The organism is Ruminococcoides intestinihominis, assembly GCF_040096285.1.
GTDB classification, from domain to species: domain Bacteria; phylum Bacillota; class Clostridia; order Oscillospirales; family Acutalibacteraceae; genus Ruminococcoides; species Ruminococcoides intestinihominis.
In genome coordinates, this window is sequence record NZ_JBBMEY010000001.1 from 125,448 (window position 1) to 142,870 (window position 17,423).

Annotated in this window: 17 protein-coding genes; 3 read left to right on the plus strand and 14 right to left on the minus strand. The window is 34.5% G+C overall.

From position 1 onward, the window contains the following. Window positions 1-66 precede the first annotated feature (66 nt). The 8 genes from ligA to WMO18_RS00690 form a co-directional block, all read right to left on the minus strand. The gene (ligA, locus tag WMO18_RS00655) at window positions 67-2,052 is read right to left on the minus strand and encodes an NAD-dependent DNA ligase LigA (RefSeq protein ID WP_211147619.1); all 1,986 of its coding nucleotides are present in this window, start codon (window positions 2,050-2,052) and stop codon (window positions 67-69) included. A gap of 2 nt (window positions 2,053-2,054) precedes the next feature. After that, a complete protein-coding gene (locus tag WMO18_RS00660) occupies window positions 2,055-2,651 on the minus strand; it encodes a hydrolase (protein ID WP_138157886.1) in 597 nt (198 codons plus the stop codon). A 9-nt stretch (window positions 2,652-2,660) separates the two neighbouring features. Beyond that, window positions 2,661-3,212 (minus strand): TIGR01440 family protein, encoded by a 552-nt coding sequence (locus tag WMO18_RS00665; protein ID WP_022506133.1) that lies wholly within the window; start codon window positions 3,210-3,212, stop codon window positions 2,661-2,663. 120 nt (window positions 3,213-3,332) lie between these two features. Next, window positions 3,333-5,309, minus strand: coding sequence for a bifunctional 4-hydroxy-3-methylbut-2-enyl diphosphate reductase/30S ribosomal protein S1 (locus tag WMO18_RS00670; RefSeq protein ID WP_211147618.1), 1,977 nt, complete (start codon window positions 5,307-5,309; stop codon window positions 3,333-3,335). Continuing rightward, window positions 5,309-5,992, minus strand: a complete 684-nt coding sequence (locus tag WMO18_RS00675; protein ID WP_211147617.1) for a lysophospholipid acyltransferase family protein — start codon at window positions 5,990-5,992, stop codon at window positions 5,309-5,311. Before WMO18_RS00675 ends, WMO18_RS00670 begins: the two co-directional genes overlap by 1 nt. Then, complete coding sequence (gene cmk, locus WMO18_RS00680; RefSeq protein WP_211147616.1) at window positions 5,992-6,660, minus strand: (d)CMP kinase; 669 nt, start codon at window positions 6,658-6,660, stop codon at window positions 5,992-5,994. Before cmk ends, WMO18_RS00675 begins: the two co-directional genes overlap by 1 nt. A gap of 4 nt (window positions 6,661-6,664) precedes the next feature. Further along, window positions 6,665-7,900: a BaiN/RdsA family NAD(P)/FAD-dependent oxidoreductase gene (locus tag WMO18_RS00685; protein ID WP_211147615.1), complete on the minus strand. Its 1,236-nt coding sequence runs from the start codon at window positions 7,898-7,900 to the stop codon at window positions 6,665-6,667. Window position 7,901: 1 nt separating this feature from the next. Further along, window positions 7,902-8,780, minus strand: a complete 879-nt coding sequence (locus tag WMO18_RS00690; RefSeq protein ID WP_211147614.1) for a MurR/RpiR family transcriptional regulator — start codon at window positions 8,778-8,780, stop codon at window positions 7,902-7,904. Window positions 8,781-8,989: 209 nt separating this feature from the next. Here WMO18_RS00690 and hisH point away from each other — a divergent pair, with 209 nt between their 5' ends. Both hisH and hisF read left to right on the plus strand, forming a co-directional pair. Beyond that, window positions 8,990-9,604: an imidazole glycerol phosphate synthase subunit HisH gene (hisH, locus tag WMO18_RS00695; protein ID WP_211147613.1), complete on the plus strand. Its 615-nt coding sequence runs from the start codon at window positions 8,990-8,992 to the stop codon at window positions 9,602-9,604. Then, the gene (gene hisF / locus WMO18_RS00700) at window positions 9,604-10,359 is read left to right on the plus strand and encodes an imidazole glycerol phosphate synthase subunit HisF (RefSeq protein ID WP_138157892.1); all 756 of its coding nucleotides are present in this window, start codon (window positions 9,604-9,606) and stop codon (window positions 10,357-10,359) included. The genes hisH and hisF overlap by 1 nt, the downstream gene beginning before the upstream one ends. 55 nt (window positions 10,360-10,414) lie before the next feature. Here hisF and WMO18_RS00705 read toward each other — a convergent pair whose 3' ends face one another. The 3 genes from WMO18_RS00705 to WMO18_RS00715 form a co-directional block, all read right to left on the minus strand. After that, a complete protein-coding gene (locus tag WMO18_RS00705) occupies window positions 10,415-11,125 on the minus strand; it encodes a CpsB/CapC family capsule biosynthesis tyrosine phosphatase (RefSeq protein WP_211147612.1) in 711 nt (236 codons plus the stop codon). Between the two features lie 18 nt (window positions 11,126-11,143). Next, on the minus strand, window positions 11,144-12,217 hold the full coding sequence (gene leuB, locus WMO18_RS00710) for a 3-isopropylmalate dehydrogenase (RefSeq protein ID WP_211147611.1): 1,074 nt from the start codon (window positions 12,215-12,217) through the stop codon (window positions 11,144-11,146). A gap of 67 nt (window positions 12,218-12,284) precedes the next feature. After that, a complete protein-coding gene (locus WMO18_RS00715; protein WP_022506123.1) occupies window positions 12,285-12,917 on the minus strand; it encodes a histidine phosphatase family protein in 633 nt (210 codons plus the stop codon). 64 nt (window positions 12,918-12,981) lie between these two features. On the opposite strand from WMO18_RS00715, the gene WMO18_RS00720 reads away from it, so the two are divergent. Continuing rightward, the gene (locus tag WMO18_RS00720; RefSeq protein WP_211147610.1) at window positions 12,982-13,623 is read left to right on the plus strand and encodes a helix-turn-helix domain-containing protein; all 642 of its coding nucleotides are present in this window, start codon (window positions 12,982-12,984) and stop codon (window positions 13,621-13,623) included. 43 nt (window positions 13,624-13,666) lie between these two features. Here the strand turns inward: WMO18_RS00720 and WMO18_RS00725 are convergent, their stop codons facing one another. From WMO18_RS00725 to thiH, 3 genes are all read right to left on the minus strand, one after another. Continuing rightward, on the minus strand, window positions 13,667-15,313 hold the full coding sequence (locus WMO18_RS00725; RefSeq protein ID WP_211147609.1) for a PASTA domain-containing protein: 1,647 nt from the start codon (window positions 15,311-15,313) through the stop codon (window positions 13,667-13,669). A gap of 268 nt (window positions 15,314-15,581) precedes the next feature. Continuing rightward, window positions 15,582-16,175 carry a thiamine phosphate synthase gene (locus tag WMO18_RS00730; protein WP_211147608.1) on the minus strand — a complete coding sequence of 198 codons (594 nt, stop codon included), beginning with the start codon at window positions 16,173-16,175 and terminating at the stop codon, window positions 15,582-15,584. After that, window positions 16,168-17,421 carry a 2-iminoacetate synthase ThiH gene (gene thiH, locus WMO18_RS00735; protein ID WP_022506118.1) on the minus strand — a complete coding sequence of 418 codons (1,254 nt, stop codon included), beginning with the start codon at window positions 17,419-17,421 and terminating at the stop codon, window positions 16,168-16,170. Before thiH ends, WMO18_RS00730 begins: the two co-directional genes overlap by 8 nt. Window positions 17,422-17,423 lie beyond the last annotated feature (2 nt).

Consider the following 17,423-nt stretch of genomic DNA (forward strand, 5'->3'; position numbering starts at 1 on the left):
TGTTTATGGGCAAAAAAATATGACTACTAACTGATAAACAATTAGTAGTCATAAAAAATTATTAAATTAACTTTCCAGCATATTTAGAAGTTGTTCTTCTGTAATAATAGTAACACCTAGGTTTTGGGCTTTTGTTAGTTTACTACCTGCCTCTTCACCTGCTACTACATAGCTGGTTTTTTTACTTACAGATGATGAAGTTTTACCACCGGCATTCTCTATCATCTTTGAAGCCTCACTTCTTTTTAAGGTTGGAAGTGTACCTGTTAGAACAAATGTAAGTCCGGCGAATTTGCCTTCTTCTGACTTTTTCTCTACAGGTGGCATCTTTACACCACATTCTTTTAGTTCTTTAATTAGGTTGATACTTTCTTCATGGCTAAAATATTCTACAATACTTTCAGCCATAACAGTACCAAAACCATCAATGTTGGTGTAATCTTCAACTTTACTGTTCATTATATTCTCAATAGTTAAAAGGTTATCACAAAGTAATTTTGCAGCCTTTTGACCTATATGACGGATACCTAAAGCAAAAATAAGTCTGTATAGTTCTTGCTCCTTTGACTTTTCAATAGAGTCAATTAAGTTTAGAGCTGACTTTTCAGCCTTTCTTTCAAGTCCTAATACATCCATAGGAGTAAGTTTATACAAATCTACCGGTGACTTAACCAAAGAAGAATTTACAAGTTGCTCAAGTACTGCCGGACCTAAGCCCTCAATATCCATTGCATCTCTACTTACAAAGTGGATTAAGTGTCTTAGTAACTGTGCCGGACATTCAGTATTTGTACAACGAATTGCTGCCTCTTCACCATCTCTAGTAACTTTACTGCCACAAGACGGACATACTGTTGGGAATACATATGGCACAGTATTTTCTCCATGAGATTTTAGAGAAACAACTTCCGGAATAATTTCACCGGCTTTACGGATAATTACAGTATCACCAATACGAATATCCTTTTCCTTGATAAAATCTTCATTATGAAGAACTGCACGACTAACAGTTGTGCCTGAAATAAATACCGGTTCAAAAATGCCTACCGGTGTTAATGCACCTGTTCTGCCAACATTAATTTCAATATCAAGAAGTTTAGTTTCTTTTTCTTCAGGTGGGTATTTATATGCTTCTGCCCATTTAGGAAATTTAGCAGTTGCACCTAATAATTCTCTCTGAGAAAAATCATCCACTTTAACTACTGCACCGTCAATAGGGAAACCAAATGTACCACGAATATTATTGATTCTTTCAATTTCATCAATAACATCTTCCATATTGTCATATCTATTATAGAATGGAGCAGTTGGAAAACCCAGTTCTGTTAAATAATCAAGGCTTTGCTTATGACTTGTCAAAGTTACACCTCTGATTTGCTGAATATTAAATATAAAAATATCTAGGTTTCTTTGAGCAGTAATTTTAGAATTTTTCTGTCGCAAAGAACCGGCAGCAGCATTACGAGGGTTTTTGAAAGGCTTTTCTTCGTTATCCTCTTGAATCTTCAGAAGTTTTAGGAAGTTATCATCGGACATATAAACTTCACCACGAACTTCAAGATACTCAGGTGCATTCTTTAGTCGTTTAGGTAAAGACTTAATTGTGATTAAGTTATCTGTAATATCTTCACCAACAAAACCATCACCTCTTGTTGAACCTCTGACAAATACACCGTTCTCGTATTCACAAGAAACAGAAAGTCCATCAAACTTAGGTTCAACTACATAAAGTGGATTTTGTACTACTTCTCTGACTTTACGGTCAAAATCAAGAAGTTCACCGTGACTAAATGAATCATGAAGGCTCATCATTTGTACTGTATGAGTAACTTCACTAAACTTTTCACCTGCACTGCCACCAACCTTTTGGGTTGGTGAGTCTTTCTTTAATAGTGTTGGAAACTGCTTTTCAAGGTCCTCAAGTTCTCTTAAAAGTTTATCATATTCATAGTCACTGATTTCAGGGTTATCCTGATTATAATATAAATTGTTGTGGTAGTTTAGAAGATTGGTTAATTCTTCTACTCTACTTTTCGCATTATTAATATCCATAATTATCTTTTATTCACTTCAGAAGTGCCCTTTTCCCTTAAATATGTTGACTCTAAGTCTGCAAGATGAAGTTTTACTGCTAATGGGTATTTATCATATGCCTGGCTAATAGAAAAGCCACCACCTTCATCAAAACCACCCATATGCCAACGAATTGCCATAGCTTCATCAAGTCTTAGGCGCATTTTTCTTTCAATTAAAAATACTGATTTTTCACCATGACCGTATGGAAATTTATCATCAATGGTAAAGTAAGGGACTTTCTCCCATTTACCTGTTTCTTCATTTTTAGAATTACGCATACTTACTGTATAAAATTCAGCTTTACACAAATCGTGAAGTAATGATGAAATAGTGAAACTTTCAATATCATCGGTTTCTTCATCAAAATGCTTATCCATTAAGGTATGATATACAGAAAGTGAATGTGCGCAAAGACCACCTTCACAAGCATTGTGATAACGAGTACTTGCAGGTGCTGTGAAGAAATCTGTCTTTTCAATCCACTTTAGTAGTTCTTCACTACCTTCTCTGTGGATATTTTCTTTATATATTCTGATAAATTCTTCTTTATTAGTTTGGATGTCAAATGTGTTCATATTCATCTCCTAAAGTAAATTTTCATCATATACAGCTCTTACACCACCAATAAACTTTGGTCGAGTACGAGCAGCAATAATTCTTGCTTCACCGATAAATTTATTCTTTAGTTTTAGAGGTACTGCAGTTTCTTTTAGGTGCATACCGATTAATACACCACCAATATCAATACCTGCATCAGCCTTAATATGTTCAACCATTACCGGGTTATCAAAAAGTTCATAAGCTGTTGTAGCTGATGAACCACCTGCCTTTGGCTGAGGAATTACATTTACTTGTGGTAAAGATAATTTATCAGCAAGTTCTTTTTCTACTACTAAAGCTCTGTTAAGATGTTCACAACACTGTACTGCCATATAAACACCCATTGACTTTAGCTTTGGATAAAATACGCTGTAAACTTCTTTAGCTAGGTTAAGGTTGCTATCAGTACCCATAGGGTTACCATGAATCTCTGATGTTGAACAACCGATTACAAGAATATCACCGGACTTTAGCTTTGCCTTTTCAATTACTTCATCAAATACTTCTTTTGTTTGTGACTTTACATCTGTTTTCATAATACTCACCTCAAGTAAAATATATCACAAAATAAAAATATAAAATGCAAATTAAGGCACCATAACGGTGCCTTATTTCACAAAAAAGAGGCATCAATAAAGATGCCTCTCAAAAATCAATTATTCAGCAACTTCTGCTGTGTCTTCAGCTTTGTCAGCTTCTTCAGGTAGAAGTGCACGCATTGAAAGAGAAACTCTCTTCTTATCAAAGTCAATAGCAATAATCTTTGCTTCAACTTCCTGACCTACAGAAAGAACATCCTGAGGCTTGTCGATTCTCTTGTTAGCAATCTGGCTAATGTGAATTAGACCGTCAATACCAGGAATAATGTTAGCAAATGCACCGAATGTTGTTAGACCAACAATCTTGCACTTAACTACAGAATCAACCGGATATTTATTCTTAAGAATGAACCATGGGTTGTCTTCTTCCTTCTTATAGCCTAGAGAAATCTTCTTTGTTTCTTCGTTAATGTCCTTAATGTAAACTTCAACTTCGTCACCAACATTAACAACTTCTGATGGATGCTTAATTCTTGACCAGCTTAGTTCGCTAATATGAATCATACCATAAACGCCACCGATGTCAACGAATGCACCGTAGCTTGTTAAAGACTTAACAACACCCTTGTAGTGGTTGCCAACTGCTAGTGTTTCAAGTAGCTTAGCCTTTTCTTCAGCTCTCTTTTCCTTTAGAACAGACTTAATAGAACCGATAGCTCTCTTTCTTCTGCCCTTTCTTGAAACTTCTAGAAGTCTGTACTGTACTTCCTTACCAACTAGTGCTGATGGGTCTTCATCTCTTGAAAGTGTAGCCTGTGAAGCTGGGATAAAGATTCTGTTGCCCTTTAGCATAACGATGATACCACCGTTAACAGCTTCGATAACCTTACCTGTGAAGATTTCGTCGCTACCGTTAAGTGCTTCAAGTTCTTCCCAATTCTTTTGAGCGTCAACTCTCTTCTTAGAAAGCATAATTGTGCCTTCCTGGTCGTTAGTCTTCATAATTAGAAGTTCAATTTCGTCGCCAACCTTTAGAACATCCTGAGCAGTTTCAGTTGGGTCATATGAAATTTCGTCTTTTGGAATAAAACCAGCCTGTTTTCTACCAACATCAACTGATACATCACCATTAGGAGCGATGCTCATAACAGTACCCATAACCCTCTCATTTGTATTCATACTTTTTAGAGATTCTTCTAGCATCTCCTCAAAGCTTAGTTCATTTTCATTTACGCTGGATGTATTTACTTCACTCATCTTATCCAGTACCTCCTTAATAATCCTTGCCGGTGTAGATGCACCTGCAGTTACGCCAATACTATCTGCTTTCTTCACCATTTCAAGTGGGAGTTCATCAGCTGTTTCAATGAAAAAAGTATTTTCACAGTTGGATGAACAGATACTATACAGCTTGAAAGAGTTGGAACTGTGCTTATCGCCAATAACAAACATTAAGTCAACTGACTTTGAGATATTGGCTGCTTCTCTCTGACGTATAGACGTTGCATTACATATTGTATCAAAAATTTTTGTATTTGTATAGACATTTTTCAAACTTTTTAAACTTTTTTCCCATTCTTTTAGGTCAAAAGTAGTTTGAGCCACAATTTTTATGGTTTTATAATTCTTTTGAGGAATTATACTAAATAATTCCTGTAATTCCTCTTGATTTTTAAAGGTGTAACACTTTGACTTACAGTGTCCCATTATGCCTTGAACCTCAGGATGGTTCTTGTCACCGGCAATAATAACAATACTATCATCATCTGTTTCACTTACAATTTTATGTATTTTAGAAACAAATGGACAAGTAGCATCAATATAGTCAAGGTGTCTTTCATTAATTTCATCAACAATAGACTGTGGCACACCATGGGAACGAATTACAATAGTTTCATTCTCTTTTGCTTCACTAATCTTGTCTATTGTTCTGACACCTTTTTCTCTAAGTTCATTAACCATTTGCATATTATGGATAATAGGACCTAAAGTACAAGCCGGTTTATTTTCGTCAATCAATTTATAGAGAATGTTTATTGCTCTATTTACACCAAAACAAAATCCTGCTGACTCAGCAACAATAATCTTACTCATTACTTATCTTTTCTATCCATTTCTCTAAATTTTGAGATTTGCTCTATAATAATTCTTGAAGCCTCTCTATATTCTCTTGGTGAAGGTTCTTCATCATTTGAGAAGCCTAGATCTTCATAAGAAAGTGGTTTACCGATATGGATAACACGCTTTGCAAAAATATTTTTCTTGTTACCAACAATTGTGATACACATTGGTACAACCGGTGCTTTGGTTTGACGGGCAATTACTGCACAACCACTTCTTGGTCTCATAAGTTCACCGGTTTTTGTTCTGCCACCTTCAATGAAGATTGTCATAACTTTACCGTCATTGATTAAATCTTCACCTGTTGCAATAGCTTTACCGTCATTTGCACCTCTTGTTACAGGAAATGCACCAAGCATCTTAATCAGTCCACCAAAAAATTTATTTTTAAACAGTTCAACCTTTGCCATAAAATATACTCTTCGTTTATGAGTTAAACCAACAAATACAGGGTCTGTATTTGAAAGATGGTTTGATGCAATAATATAACTACCATTCTTTGGAAGTTCACATTCTCTGATTACTGTGTATCTGTATAGTAACTTAAAAATACAAATTACGATAGCTCTACAAGCAAAATAAAAGGCCTTATGCTCTTTAATTTTTGCCGGTTCATTGTTTGTTACATTCTGTGTTTCTTTTTTCTGTTCACTCATTACATTCTCTCCTTTATAACTTTTAGGAGAAGTTCCTTAGAACCTTCAAAGTCATAGTCACTTGTATCAACAAGAACACTATCCTCAGCAGGTTTTAGTGGTGCAATTTCTCTATGACTGTCTTGATAATCTCTCTGATTAACATCTTTTAGCACTTCTTCATAAGTTGAGTCAATGCCTTTTTCTATATTTTCTTTGTGTCTTCTCATAGCTCTTTTTTCAGGAGAAGCAGTTAAGAAAATTTTAATCTTGGCATCAGGTAAAACAACTGTGCCAATATCTCTGCCATCCATAATAACATTATCACTTTTAGCCATATTTCTCTGTAAATCTAAAAGAAATGCTCTTACTTCCGGAATAGCAGAAACTGCTGAGGCAAACATACTGGCCTCAGGTGTTCTGATATAACTTGAAACATCTTCACCGTTAAGTAGAACAATCTGTGTTCCTTCATCATTAAAACTTAACTTAACATCAATATCATTAAGCATTGAGATAATCTCTGCTTTATCTTCTTTCTTTAGTCCTTTACGAGATGCCGCAAGACCAATAGTTCTGTACAAAGCACCTGTATCAACATAAATAAAAGAAAGTTCCTTAGCAACTTCCTTTGAAAGTGATGACTTACCTGCACCGGCAGGTCCATCAATAGCAATAGCAATAGACATAATTTTAACCTTCCTTTATAGCACTGTAATATCCTGCAAGTCTACCGGTAGAAAAGGCAATTTGCAAGTTAAATCCACCTGTGTAAGCATCAACATCAATAACTTCACCACAAAAAAACAGACCTGAAAGGATTTTGCTTTCCATAGTTTTAGGGCTGATTTCCTTAGTAGAAACACCACCGGAAGTTATAATTGCTTCTTTGATACTGCCAAGGGACTTAATTTTTACAGTAAAATTCTTTAATATTTTGTTTAATTCCTGTCGTTCTTCTTTTGTAATTGAATTACATTTTTTAGTTGGGTCTATGCCCCACATTTTCAAGACAACAGGAATTATTTTCTTAGGTAATAATTTACCTAATGAATTGTTAATTTGATTATTCTTATGTTCAGAAAAATCTTTTTGAAGTCTTAAATCTAACTTTTCTTCAGATAAAGCAGGTTTAAGGTCAATGGAGATTTTATAACTTTTCTTTTCAAAATTTCTCATATGAGAACTTGCCGATAATACAAGAGGTCCTGATACACCTTGATGAGTGAAAAGCATTTCACCTTGTTCACTAAAAATTTCTTTCCCATTTTCATAGGTTGTTAGATTAACATTCTTTAGTGAAAGTCCTTGAAGTTCCTTGCAAAATTCGTCACTTGAAATTAATCCTACTAATGATGGCTTTATTTCTGTAATAGTATGACCGACAGTTTTTGCTAACTTATAGCCATCACCTGTTGAACCTGTACCGGGATAACTCATACCACCGGTAGCAATTATTACACAATCGGCATCATATTTATTACCTTTTGTATCAAGTACACCACTGACTTTACCTTCAGAAGTTAAAATAACCTTTGCAGTTGACTCAATGATTTTTACACCATTATGCTTTGCAAAAGTATAAAGTGTATCGGCAACATCCATTGCTTTATCTGAAACAGGGAAAACTCTGTTTCCTCTTTCAGTTTTAGTTTCAAGTCCTAAATCATTAAAGAAATCTATTGTATCTTGGCAATCAAAATTATTAATTGCACTATATAAAAATCTTGGATTAGTAGGAACATTTGCAATAAATGTATCTTTGTCACAGTTATTTGTAATATTACATCTACCTTTACCGGTTACCAGAATTTTTCTACCGGTACGGCTATTCTTCTCAAGCAATGTAACATTAGCACCATAATATGCAGCAGTACCGGCAGCCATAAGGCCTGATGCACCACCACCAATTACAACTACATTAGGCATATTATTTAGTATCCTTTTCTTTTTCTCGTTTAGTATAAACACCTTGCTTTGTCCAAACCTCTTCAAGTTCTTGGAATGTGTGTTTAACCTTTTCTTTCTGTTCAAGTACACAAGCAACAACCAGTGCATTAATTAGTGAAAGTGGTGCTACCAAAGAGTCAACTACTGATGCCATATCACTTCTGGCAATAAGTACATTGTTAGCACACTCTACTAAAGGTGAAGCCATACTATCGGTAATGGCAACAACTTCAGCTTCTCTTTCTCTTGCGAATTCCATAGCCTCTACTGCAGTAGTGGAATATCTTGGGAAACTAATACCAATCATTACATCGTCTTTTGAAATTCTAAATAGATTTTCATATGTTGAACTTTTAGATGTTGTATTGATAATATGTACATTGCCGTAAATCAGTTGTAGGTAATAACCTAGAAATGTTGCAAGAGATGAAGTTGAACGAACTGCAAAAACATAAATTTCTTTTGCTTTAGAAAGTGCTTTTACTGCATTGTTAAAGTCTTCATGAGAAATTTCTTCAATTGTTCTTCTGATTTTGTCAATATCAGAATTTAGAACAGAAGTAAGAACATCATTGTCACCGATTCTTGTTTCGGTAACTTCAATTCTCTGTACAGAAGTTAACTTTTCCTTAATCATTTCCTGCATAGCTTTCTGTAATTCAGGATAGCCCTCATAACCAAGTTCAGAAGCAAATCTAACTACTGTACTTTCTGAGACACCAACTGTTTCACCTAGCTTTAAAGCAGTCATATATGCTGCTTTGTCGTAGCTTTCTTCTATATACATTGCGATTCTTTTCTGTCCTTTAGAGAAAGAATCCATTTTCATTTCTATTCTTGTTAATAGATGTTTAACCATGATTCTATATACCTCTTTATATCTTTACACAATTAATTTTATTTTAACACAAAGAAATAATTTTTTCAATCAAAATTCCACCAAAATAAATGGTAATATTTTGTAGGTTTATGAGTCTTTGAAACAATATAAATTATAAATTGCAAATTCTTGCAAAAAACACTTTAGTATGTTAAAATAATCACATCCTAATGAAAGGAAGATTTATAATGATTGCAATAATTGACTATGGTGCAGGTAACATTCAAAGTGTTTACAAGGCACTGAAATTTATTGGTGCTGACTGTAAAGTTACTAGCGATAAAGACGAAATTTTAAATGCTGATGGTGCTATACTTCCCGGTGTTGGTTCATTCGGTGATGCTATGGACACAATGACTAAGAGAGGTATCAAGGACACCATCATTGAATACACAAAAAGTGGCAAACCATTCCTAGGTATTTGTCTTGGTCTTCAGTTACTTTTCCCTGAAAGTGAAGAAACTCCCGGTGTAAAGGGTCTTGATATTTTCAAGGGTACTATTACAAAAATCCCTAATCAAAACAGAACTTTAAAAATTCCACATATGGGTTGGAATAATATTTCTATCAAACAAAAGAACGGTATCTTCAAGGATATTGAAGGTGAACCTTATGTATATTTTGTACATTCATTCTACTTAAAAGCACAGGACAAGGATATTGTTGCTGCTACAACACAGTATGGTATAGAGATTGATGCTGCTGTACAAAAAGGCAATATTATTGCCACACAATTCCACCCTGAAAAAAGTGGTGAAGTTGGACTAAAAATGTTAAAGAACTTTGTGGAGATGGTTAAGTAATGTATGCTAAGAGAATAATTCCTTGTCTTGATGTAAAAAACGGTAGAGTAGTTAAAGGTATGAGTTTTGTAAACCTTGTTGATGCCGGTAATCCCGTAGAAGCTGCTATTCAGTACGACAAAGAAGGTGCTGATGAACTTGTACTACTAGATATTACTGCTACAAGTGATGGCAGAGATACTATGGTTGATATTGTTGAAAAGGTTGCAAATTCTATTTTCATTCCTTTTACAGTTGGTGGTGGTATTCGTACAGTTGATGACTTTACCACAATGCTAAGAGCAGGTGCTGACAAGGTTTCTGTTAACTCTGCTGCTGTATACAGACCTGAACTTATTAACGAGGCATCTTATAAATTTGGGGCACAATGTGTTGTTGTTGCTATTGATGCTAAGAGAAAAGGTGACTCATGGGAAGTTTATACTGCCGGTGGCAGAACACCTACAGGTATTGATGCAGTAGAATGGGCTATTGAAGCAGAAAAAAGAGGTGCAGGTGAATTACTTGTAACCAGTATGGATGAAGATGGTCAAAAGCAAGGCTATGACCTGGGACTTACAAGAGCAATTTCTGAAAAGGTAAATATTCCTGTTATTGCTTCCGGCGGTGCAGGTGCATATGAGCACTTCCTTGATGCTTTTGAAAAAGGTAAAGCTGATGCAGTTCTTGCAGCATCACTATTTCATTTTGGTGAAATACCTATTCCTAAACTTAAAGAGTATTTAAGAGAAAATAATATTTCTGTTAGACTATAATATTAATATTTTAAACTATAAAATTAAGGCACAACTGATTAAACGGTTGTGCCTTTTACTTTGCTATTTCAAAAAGTCTTTTTGCATTTTGATTTATATTATCTACCGGAAAATCTCCGACTTTTTTATTTATTAATTCAAATGTTTCACCATAGGTTGTTGGTGAATTTCTAATCATATTATGAGCATCACTACCTATAAAGTGAATTAAATCCTTATTAAGTAGTTTTTTAAATTTTCTGAATATGGCTTTATTCTTATAAGAAACTGCATTTGTTTGGAACATTACACCTTCACTTGAAAGTTTCTGTAACAATTTAGGATTTTTAATTAAACTTTCATATCTTTCAATATGAGCAAGTATTGGCATTACACCATACTGATTTATAATTCTAAATAAGAATTCATAGGAACTTCCCGTAAAGGTTGTAGAGTAAGGAAACTCCAATAAAATATAATCACTGTTACCGTAACAAACAGGCTTTAGCGACTTATTGTTCATTATAATATCTGTTACATAAACCTCAGCACCAAGACAAAATTCAATATCACTTGGTAAAATTGGTTTCAGTAAATTAAAAGAACTTTCCCTACGAGTTAAAAAAGAGTCCATACTCTCTTGATGGGTATAGTAATGAGGAGTAAGACAAATATGCCTTACTCCTTGGTTATACAAAGTATTTATAATATTGACACTAACATCCACATTTTCTGCACCGTCATCAATTTGTGGCAAAATGTGTGAATGAACATCATATAAATTCATAAAATACCTCAAAAATTCTTATGCAAGAGCCTTACAAACTAGGTCGCCCATTTCTGAGCAAGTAACCTTGTTCTTACCTTCTTCATAAATATCAGGAGTTCTGTTTTCTGCTAGAACCTTATTAACTGCATTTTCGATAGCTTCAGCAGCCTTTGGTTCATTTAGAGAATACTTTAGCATCATTGCAACAGAAAGAATTGTAGCAAGAGGGTTAGCAATATTCTGACCTGCAATGTCAGGTGCTGAGCCGTGGATTGGTTCATATAGACCTAGGCTAGAATCTGATAGAGATGCTGATGCTAACATACCGATAGAACCGGAAATCATTGATGCTTCATCAGAAAGAATATCACCAAAGATATTGTTTGTTAGGATAACATCAAACTGACCTGGGTTAATAACAAGCTGCATAGCTGTGTTGTCAACATATAGGTGATTTAGTTCAACTTCAGGATAATCCTTTGACATTTCGATTACTGTTTCTCTCCATAGACGAGATGCTTCAAGAACATTAGCCTTATCAACAGAAGTAAGCTTTTTGTTTCTCTTCATAGCCATTTCAAAAGCTACCTTAGCAATTCTCTTGATTTCTGAAACTTTATACTGTTCTGTATCATATGCTTCAACTTCACCGTCAGCTTCTCTTCTACCTCTTTTGCCAAAGTAGATACCACCTGTTAGTTCACGAACAACCATAACATCAAGCTTATCGCCGATGATTTCATCCTTTAGAGGAGATGCACTCTTTAGTGGTTCAAAGATAACTGCCGGGCGTAGGTTAGCAAATAGACCTAATGCACCACGAATACCTAATAGACCTGCTTCAGGTCTTTCTTTACCCGGTAGCTTATCCCACTTAGGACCACCAACTGCACCAAGAAGTACAGAGTCGGATGCTTTACATTTATCAATAGTTTCCTGAGGTAGTGGTGTACCCTTAGCGTCAATTGCTGAGCCACCTAGTAGAGCCTCATCATAATTTACCTGAAAACCATATTTATCAGCAACACAATCAAGTACCTTAACTGCTTCGTTAACAATTTCAGGACCGATACCGTCACCCTTTAATAGACAAATATTGTACTTATTCATTTTTAATCTCCTTCTTTATTAAAAAACTCTGTTAATATAATATCACAAAAAAATAAATATGTAAATATTATTCCTCACCATCTTCCTTAGGTAGAGGGATTTTTTGGAATACTTCGGATACTTTATCTCTCTGCCACAACATTGGAGTAATACGGATAGAATAACCGTAACCACCATCCATTACCCAATCAAATGGTTTAGCCTGTGGCAAACCGTAAATAGCAAGTAGCGTCATAATTACACCACCATGAGTTACAATAATTGCATCAGTTGTACCGGTTTTCATAAGGCCTGTAACAATATCCTCAAACATATGGCAAATTCTTCTTGTAAAGTCTGCTGAGCTTTCGCCATGTGGTGGCTTTACTTCACTACTACCACCAATCCACTGTTTAAACAGTTCATCATCCTTTAGCTCATCGGCAGTTTTGCCTTCCCATTCACCAAAGTTACATTCAGAAAGTTGGTCAATAACAATGGGTTTCATATTCGGATAAAGAATCTCACAAGTTTCTTTACATCTTTTTAATGGACTGGTAAACAGTGCAGTTGCACCCGGGTACTTCATATTGTGGTCAAGTTTCTTAAGCTCCATTTTGCCTTTATCGGAAAGTGGAACATTTGTTGTACCTATATATTTACCTTTATGAGTTTCATCAATATTTCCGTGACAGATAAAGTGTATATAGTATGATTTCATAATTACTCCTATCTTTACAAATAGTTTATTTTGTATTATACTCATAGTATAAGGATGTGATTGTATGAATAATACATTTGGTAGTATTATCAGTTATCTTAGAAAAGAAAAAGGAATCAGCCAAAAGCAAGCCTCAAGTGACTTAGGAATCAGTCAAGCACTTCTCTCCCACTATGAAAAAGGTATCAGAGAATGTGGTCTTGACTTTGTTGTAAAAGTGGCTGATTACTATAATGTTAGTTGCGATTATCTTCTTGGCAGAACAAGTGAAAGAGATGTTATTGCTATTAGTGAAGGTACTAAAAAAACAATAACTGCTGAAAATCCAAGTGAAAAAATCATAATGGACAGTATTGATTTTACCTACAGAATTCTTTCGGAAATAAACCACAGAGATATTACAAGATGTACCACAGAAATGTTAATGTGCAGTATATACAATGTAATAAGACTACTTTATAGAAACAACAATCTTAACAACGAGGAATTCTTTACACTTACTAAAGAAAGTTGCAACTGTTACTCCGAGGCCACTTATCAGCACAGAAAAGGTAGGCTGACTGACAAAATAAATGAATTTAGCAAAAGTAGAAGAAATGAAAACAAAGTTTACCTCTCCTACGATATTATCAATAAAAAATATGATGATATAGCCAGTTCTGTATTTAACCTTGTTCATAACGCAGAAAGAATAATCAAAAAATAATATTATAAAAGGTGGGAATTTATCCCACCTTTTTTGGTTTAAATTAATTATCGGCAGAACCTGTATTTGGTTCAGTTGAAGTTGGTTCAGCACCTAAAGAAACCTTAATTGTAACAGTTTTATCGTATTCAATTTGGTCACCTGACTTTAGGTTCTTATAGTCAATTACAGTATTGTTAGGGTACTTTGAGTTATACTCGGTTTCTTGCATTACAAGTACACCTGTATCTGCAAGCATTGCTGCAACTGTCTTAATATCCTTACCGGCAATATCAGGTAAAGTTCTCATCTTAGCACCTTTACTGATTGTTAGGCTGATATTTACTGCTTCATCTTCTGAAGTAATTGGTGTACCGGCAGCCGGTGTTTGTTCACAAATATAACCTTCTTCGATATTATCGCTAAACTTTTCCTCTGAATTAATATTGATAATATATTTATCAGAACCCTTTAGCTGACTTTTTACTGCTGAATATTTCTTACCAACAAAGTTATCTACTACCGGACCACTCCATGCCTTAGTAGCTGTTGTATCTTGAACACCACCATGGTTGCCATTTACTAAACCAAAACAGTTAGTAGCAACAAGTACTGCACCGATACCAACAAATACTACAAAAGAAATAAGTGCTGCAATTAAAGTAACTTTCTTGTTTTCGTTATTTTTCTTTTCTTCTATTTGTTGTTTACTTGGATCGGATAGACTGGCTGTTTTGCTGATTTCTTCTTGAATCGCCTGAGCAGTCGGAGCAACAGAAAGCTGACTTCTGAGTTCATCAAAATCTGCAATTCTTTCTTTTCTGTCAACCTGTAAACCATTTGCTAAAGCAGTAACAACATGAGGAGGTAATCTCTTAACAGTATTAGTACTCATAAGTAGACTACTGTCCTTTAGTCTTTCTCTTGCATTAGCAGGAACATGACCTGTTAATGTATGGAAAAGTGTTGCTGTAAAGCCATAAATTTCGGTAACAATATCAAGAGTAAAGTTCTTTTCATATTGTTCAGGAGCAGCGCAACCACTATAAAGCTGACTCTTTAGTGGAGTACCTCTCTTTCTTTCCATAGCAGTACAGAAACCTGAAAGTTTAAGCTTGCCGTCTTTTGTTATGTATAAGTTTGATGGTGAAACTGCGTAGTGACCGATACCTCTCTTATGAAGTGACTCTAAAGCAGAGATAAGTGGCATAAACAGTGGTCTTGCAACTTCCCATTCAAGTTGTCCGTTATTTCTCTTTAGATAATCTTCAAAGTGGTTCAGTTCAAGATATTCTTCAATTTCATATGCAGTATTGTTCTCTTCAAATATATCAAGAATTTTAATCATTACTGACATATTATTAAGTTCTTGTACAATCTTGTAATATGAAATAAAGTTAGAACGCAAGTTCTTGAAAACAGTTTCATCATTATATCCTACAACAAGGTCTTTCTCACCTTTTGAACGGTCAAAAATACCGATTGGTAGGAATTCTCTAATGATAACTTTCTTCTTTTCTTCTTTATCATAACCTAGGTAACGGGTACTTTCACCATTTGTGTCGATACCTCTACCAACAATATATCTATCTTTTAAAACAGTATGAAAACCTAGGAAAGGTTCTGGCTGAGTTTCTGTATTGTTAAAGCCGCAATCAGGACAGATTTGTTCATCGCCTATTTCTTTCATACAGCCCATACATAGTGCCATACTTCTCACTCCTTTTTATATTTTTACACTATTAACTTAGTTTAATGCTTAAAACATTATATCATAGTAAAAGTACATATTCAAGAAAATTTATTACCTTTTGATGTTACAGTTTTGTTAACTAATAGGTGATTGTTCTTTTTCTCTGTCAAAATTTGTATTATTTATTATTATATACATATAGCTTATTTATAGGACTTTGATTAATAAAAATAAAATCCACTAATAGGTTGTATCTTTCCTACTAATGGATTTATTATATAATTTATTATTCTGTAAAAGAATTTAAATATTTTTGTGGATTAGTACAATTCATTGCACTGCTCATTATACAACCACCATCTGCACCGGCATTTCTAACCATTGAAAAGTTTTTTGGTGAAATACCACCTATTGCATATACCGGTATTGATACACTACTGCAAACTGCTTTAAGAAAATCAAGTCCTCTACCCGGCAAACCTTTCTTGCAATCAGTATCAAAAATATGACCTGCTGTAATATAGGTACAACCTAGTTTCAGGGCTTTTACTGCATCCTCTACCGAATGGCAAGATGCACCTAAAATTTTGTACTGTGATTTTTCTTTATCTGTAAGTGTTGCAAGAACTTGCAAAGGTAAATGCAAAGCATTGTGATTTAGCTTTTCTGCAACTTTAGGAAAATTATGCAAGATACATTGAGTATTATATTTATTGCAAATTTCAATTACCTTTTTAGCTAAATCTTCATAGTCATTTTCCGGCAAATGTTTTTCCCTAAGTACAATTGCCTTAGGTTTTGCTTTTGCAAGTTTTTCAATGCGTAATAAGAAATCTTCTTTACAGATTGAACTGTTGGAAATAACAATAATATCAGACATATAGGTAATCGTTTAGAACAGGTTGCAAGCCTTCATCTGTAATTTCATCATACATTTTCTTTAGGCTACGGTTATCATTAATTTCAAACTGTTCATCGCCTTGTTCTTCTTCTGTTTCTTTACCACTATACTTACTTTCGTGATCACCGATACCGGTAGATACACCGGCAGAAACTTTTGTTGCTGCAATCTTTACAATACCATTTCTGAATTCTGCACTTTCTCTTGAAGAAACTGTAATACCTACATATGGTAAAAAGATACGATATGCACATAGAATTTGGCAAAGTTGAGTTTCGTGTACATCAAGTGGATTAATCTTTTCATTATTGATAATCGGTCTTAGTCTTGGACAAGACAAGGACATTTCTGCATGAGGGTACTTTCTCTGTAAATAATACACATGAAGTGCACTTGCTAAAGCATCTTTTCTAAAATCTGATAGTCCTAAAAGTGCTGAAAAAGCAACACCTCTCATACCACCTCTTAATGCTCTTTCTTGAGCATCAAAACGGTATGGCCATACTCTCTTATGACCTAGCAAATGAAGTGTCTCGTATTTATCTGTATCATAAGTTTCTTGGAATACTGTTACATAGTCAGCACCACATTTATGAAGATACTCATATTCATCAGTATTAACAGGGTAAACCTCAAGTCCTACCATACGGAAATACTTTCGTGCTAATTTACAAGCCTCACCAATATACTCTACATTGCTTTGACCTCTGCTTTCACCGGTAAGAATCAAAATTTCTTCCATACCACTATCGGCAATAACTTTCATTTCTTTTTCAATTTGTTCCATTGAAAGTTTCATACGATTAATGTGATTGTAACAGTTAAAGCCACAATAAACACAATAGTTTTCGCAATAATTTGCTATGTATAACGGCGTAAACATATATACGGTATTGCCAAAATGCTTACTTGTTTCTACTCTTGCTCTCTGAGCCATTTGTTCTAGGAATGGTTCTGCTGCAGGTGATAAAAGTGCTTTAAAATCCTCTATAGAACAAGTTTCATGTTCAAGTGCTTTTCGTACATCTTTTGCAGTATATTTTGAATAGTCATAAGAATTCATATGGTCCATTACATTCTTACAAACATCTGACTCAATAACTTCCATACCGGGCATATATTCCATATGGTTTTTACGGTATGATGGGTCATTCTCCAGTCTATGTTTCTTCTCAAGTGCTTTTGGTGACAAAAACTCTGAGTCAATTAAAAATTCGTTTTCCATTA

Excerpts from the sequence above, each read along its gene's own strand:
- hisH (WP_211147613.1), top strand. The coding sequence starts at position 8,990 with ATGATTGCAATAATTGACTATGGTGCAGGTAACATTCAAAGTGTTTAC.
- WMO18_RS00665 (WP_022506133.1), bottom strand. The coding sequence starts at position 3,212 with ATGAAAACAGATGTAAAGTCACAAACAAAAGAAGTATTTGATGAAGTA.
- WMO18_RS00660 (WP_138157886.1), bottom strand. The coding sequence starts at position 2,651 with ATGAACACATTTGACATCCAAACTAATAAAGAAGAATTTATCAGAATA.
- WMO18_RS00670 (WP_211147618.1), bottom strand. The coding sequence starts at position 5,309 with ATGAGTAAGATTATTGTTGCTGAGTCAGCAGGATTTTGTTTTGGTGTA.
- ligA (WP_211147619.1), bottom strand. The coding sequence starts at position 2,052 with ATGGATATTAATAATGCGAAAAGTAGAGTAGAAGAATTAACCAATCTT.
- WMO18_RS00715 (WP_022506123.1), bottom strand. The coding sequence starts at position 12,917 with ATGAAATCATACTATATACACTTTATCTGTCACGGAAATATTGATGAA.
- thiH (WP_022506118.1), bottom strand. The coding sequence starts at position 17,421 with ATGGAAAACGAATTTTTAATTGACTCAGAGTTTTTGTCACCAAAAGCA.
- WMO18_RS00675 (WP_211147617.1), bottom strand. The coding sequence starts at position 5,992 with ATGAGTGAACAGAAAAAAGAAACACAGAATGTAACAAACAATGAACCG.
- cmk (WP_211147616.1), bottom strand. The coding sequence starts at position 6,660 with ATGTCTATTGCTATTGCTATTGATGGACCTGCCGGTGCAGGTAAGTCA.
- hisF (WP_138157892.1), top strand. The coding sequence starts at position 9,604 with ATGTATGCTAAGAGAATAATTCCTTGTCTTGATGTAAAAAACGGTAGA.
- leuB (WP_211147611.1), bottom strand. The coding sequence starts at position 12,217 with ATGAATAAGTACAATATTTGTCTATTAAAGGGTGACGGTATCGGTCCT.
- WMO18_RS00720 (WP_211147610.1), top strand. The coding sequence starts at position 12,982 with ATGAATAATACATTTGGTAGTATTATCAGTTATCTTAGAAAAGAAAAA.
- WMO18_RS00685 (WP_211147615.1), bottom strand. The coding sequence starts at position 7,900 with ATGCCTAATGTAGTTGTAATTGGTGGTGGTGCATCAGGCCTTATGGCT.
- WMO18_RS00725 (WP_211147609.1), bottom strand. The coding sequence starts at position 15,313 with ATGGCACTATGTATGGGCTGTATGAAAGAAATAGGCGATGAACAAATC.
- WMO18_RS00705 (WP_211147612.1), bottom strand. The coding sequence starts at position 11,125 with ATGAATTTATATGATGTTCATTCACACATTTTGCCACAAATTGATGAC.
- WMO18_RS00690 (WP_211147614.1), bottom strand. The coding sequence starts at position 8,780 with ATGGTTAAACATCTATTAACAAGAATAGAAATGAAAATGGATTCTTTC.
- WMO18_RS00730 (WP_211147608.1), bottom strand. The coding sequence starts at position 16,175 with ATGTCTGATATTATTGTTATTTCCAACAGTTCAATCTGTAAAGAAGAT.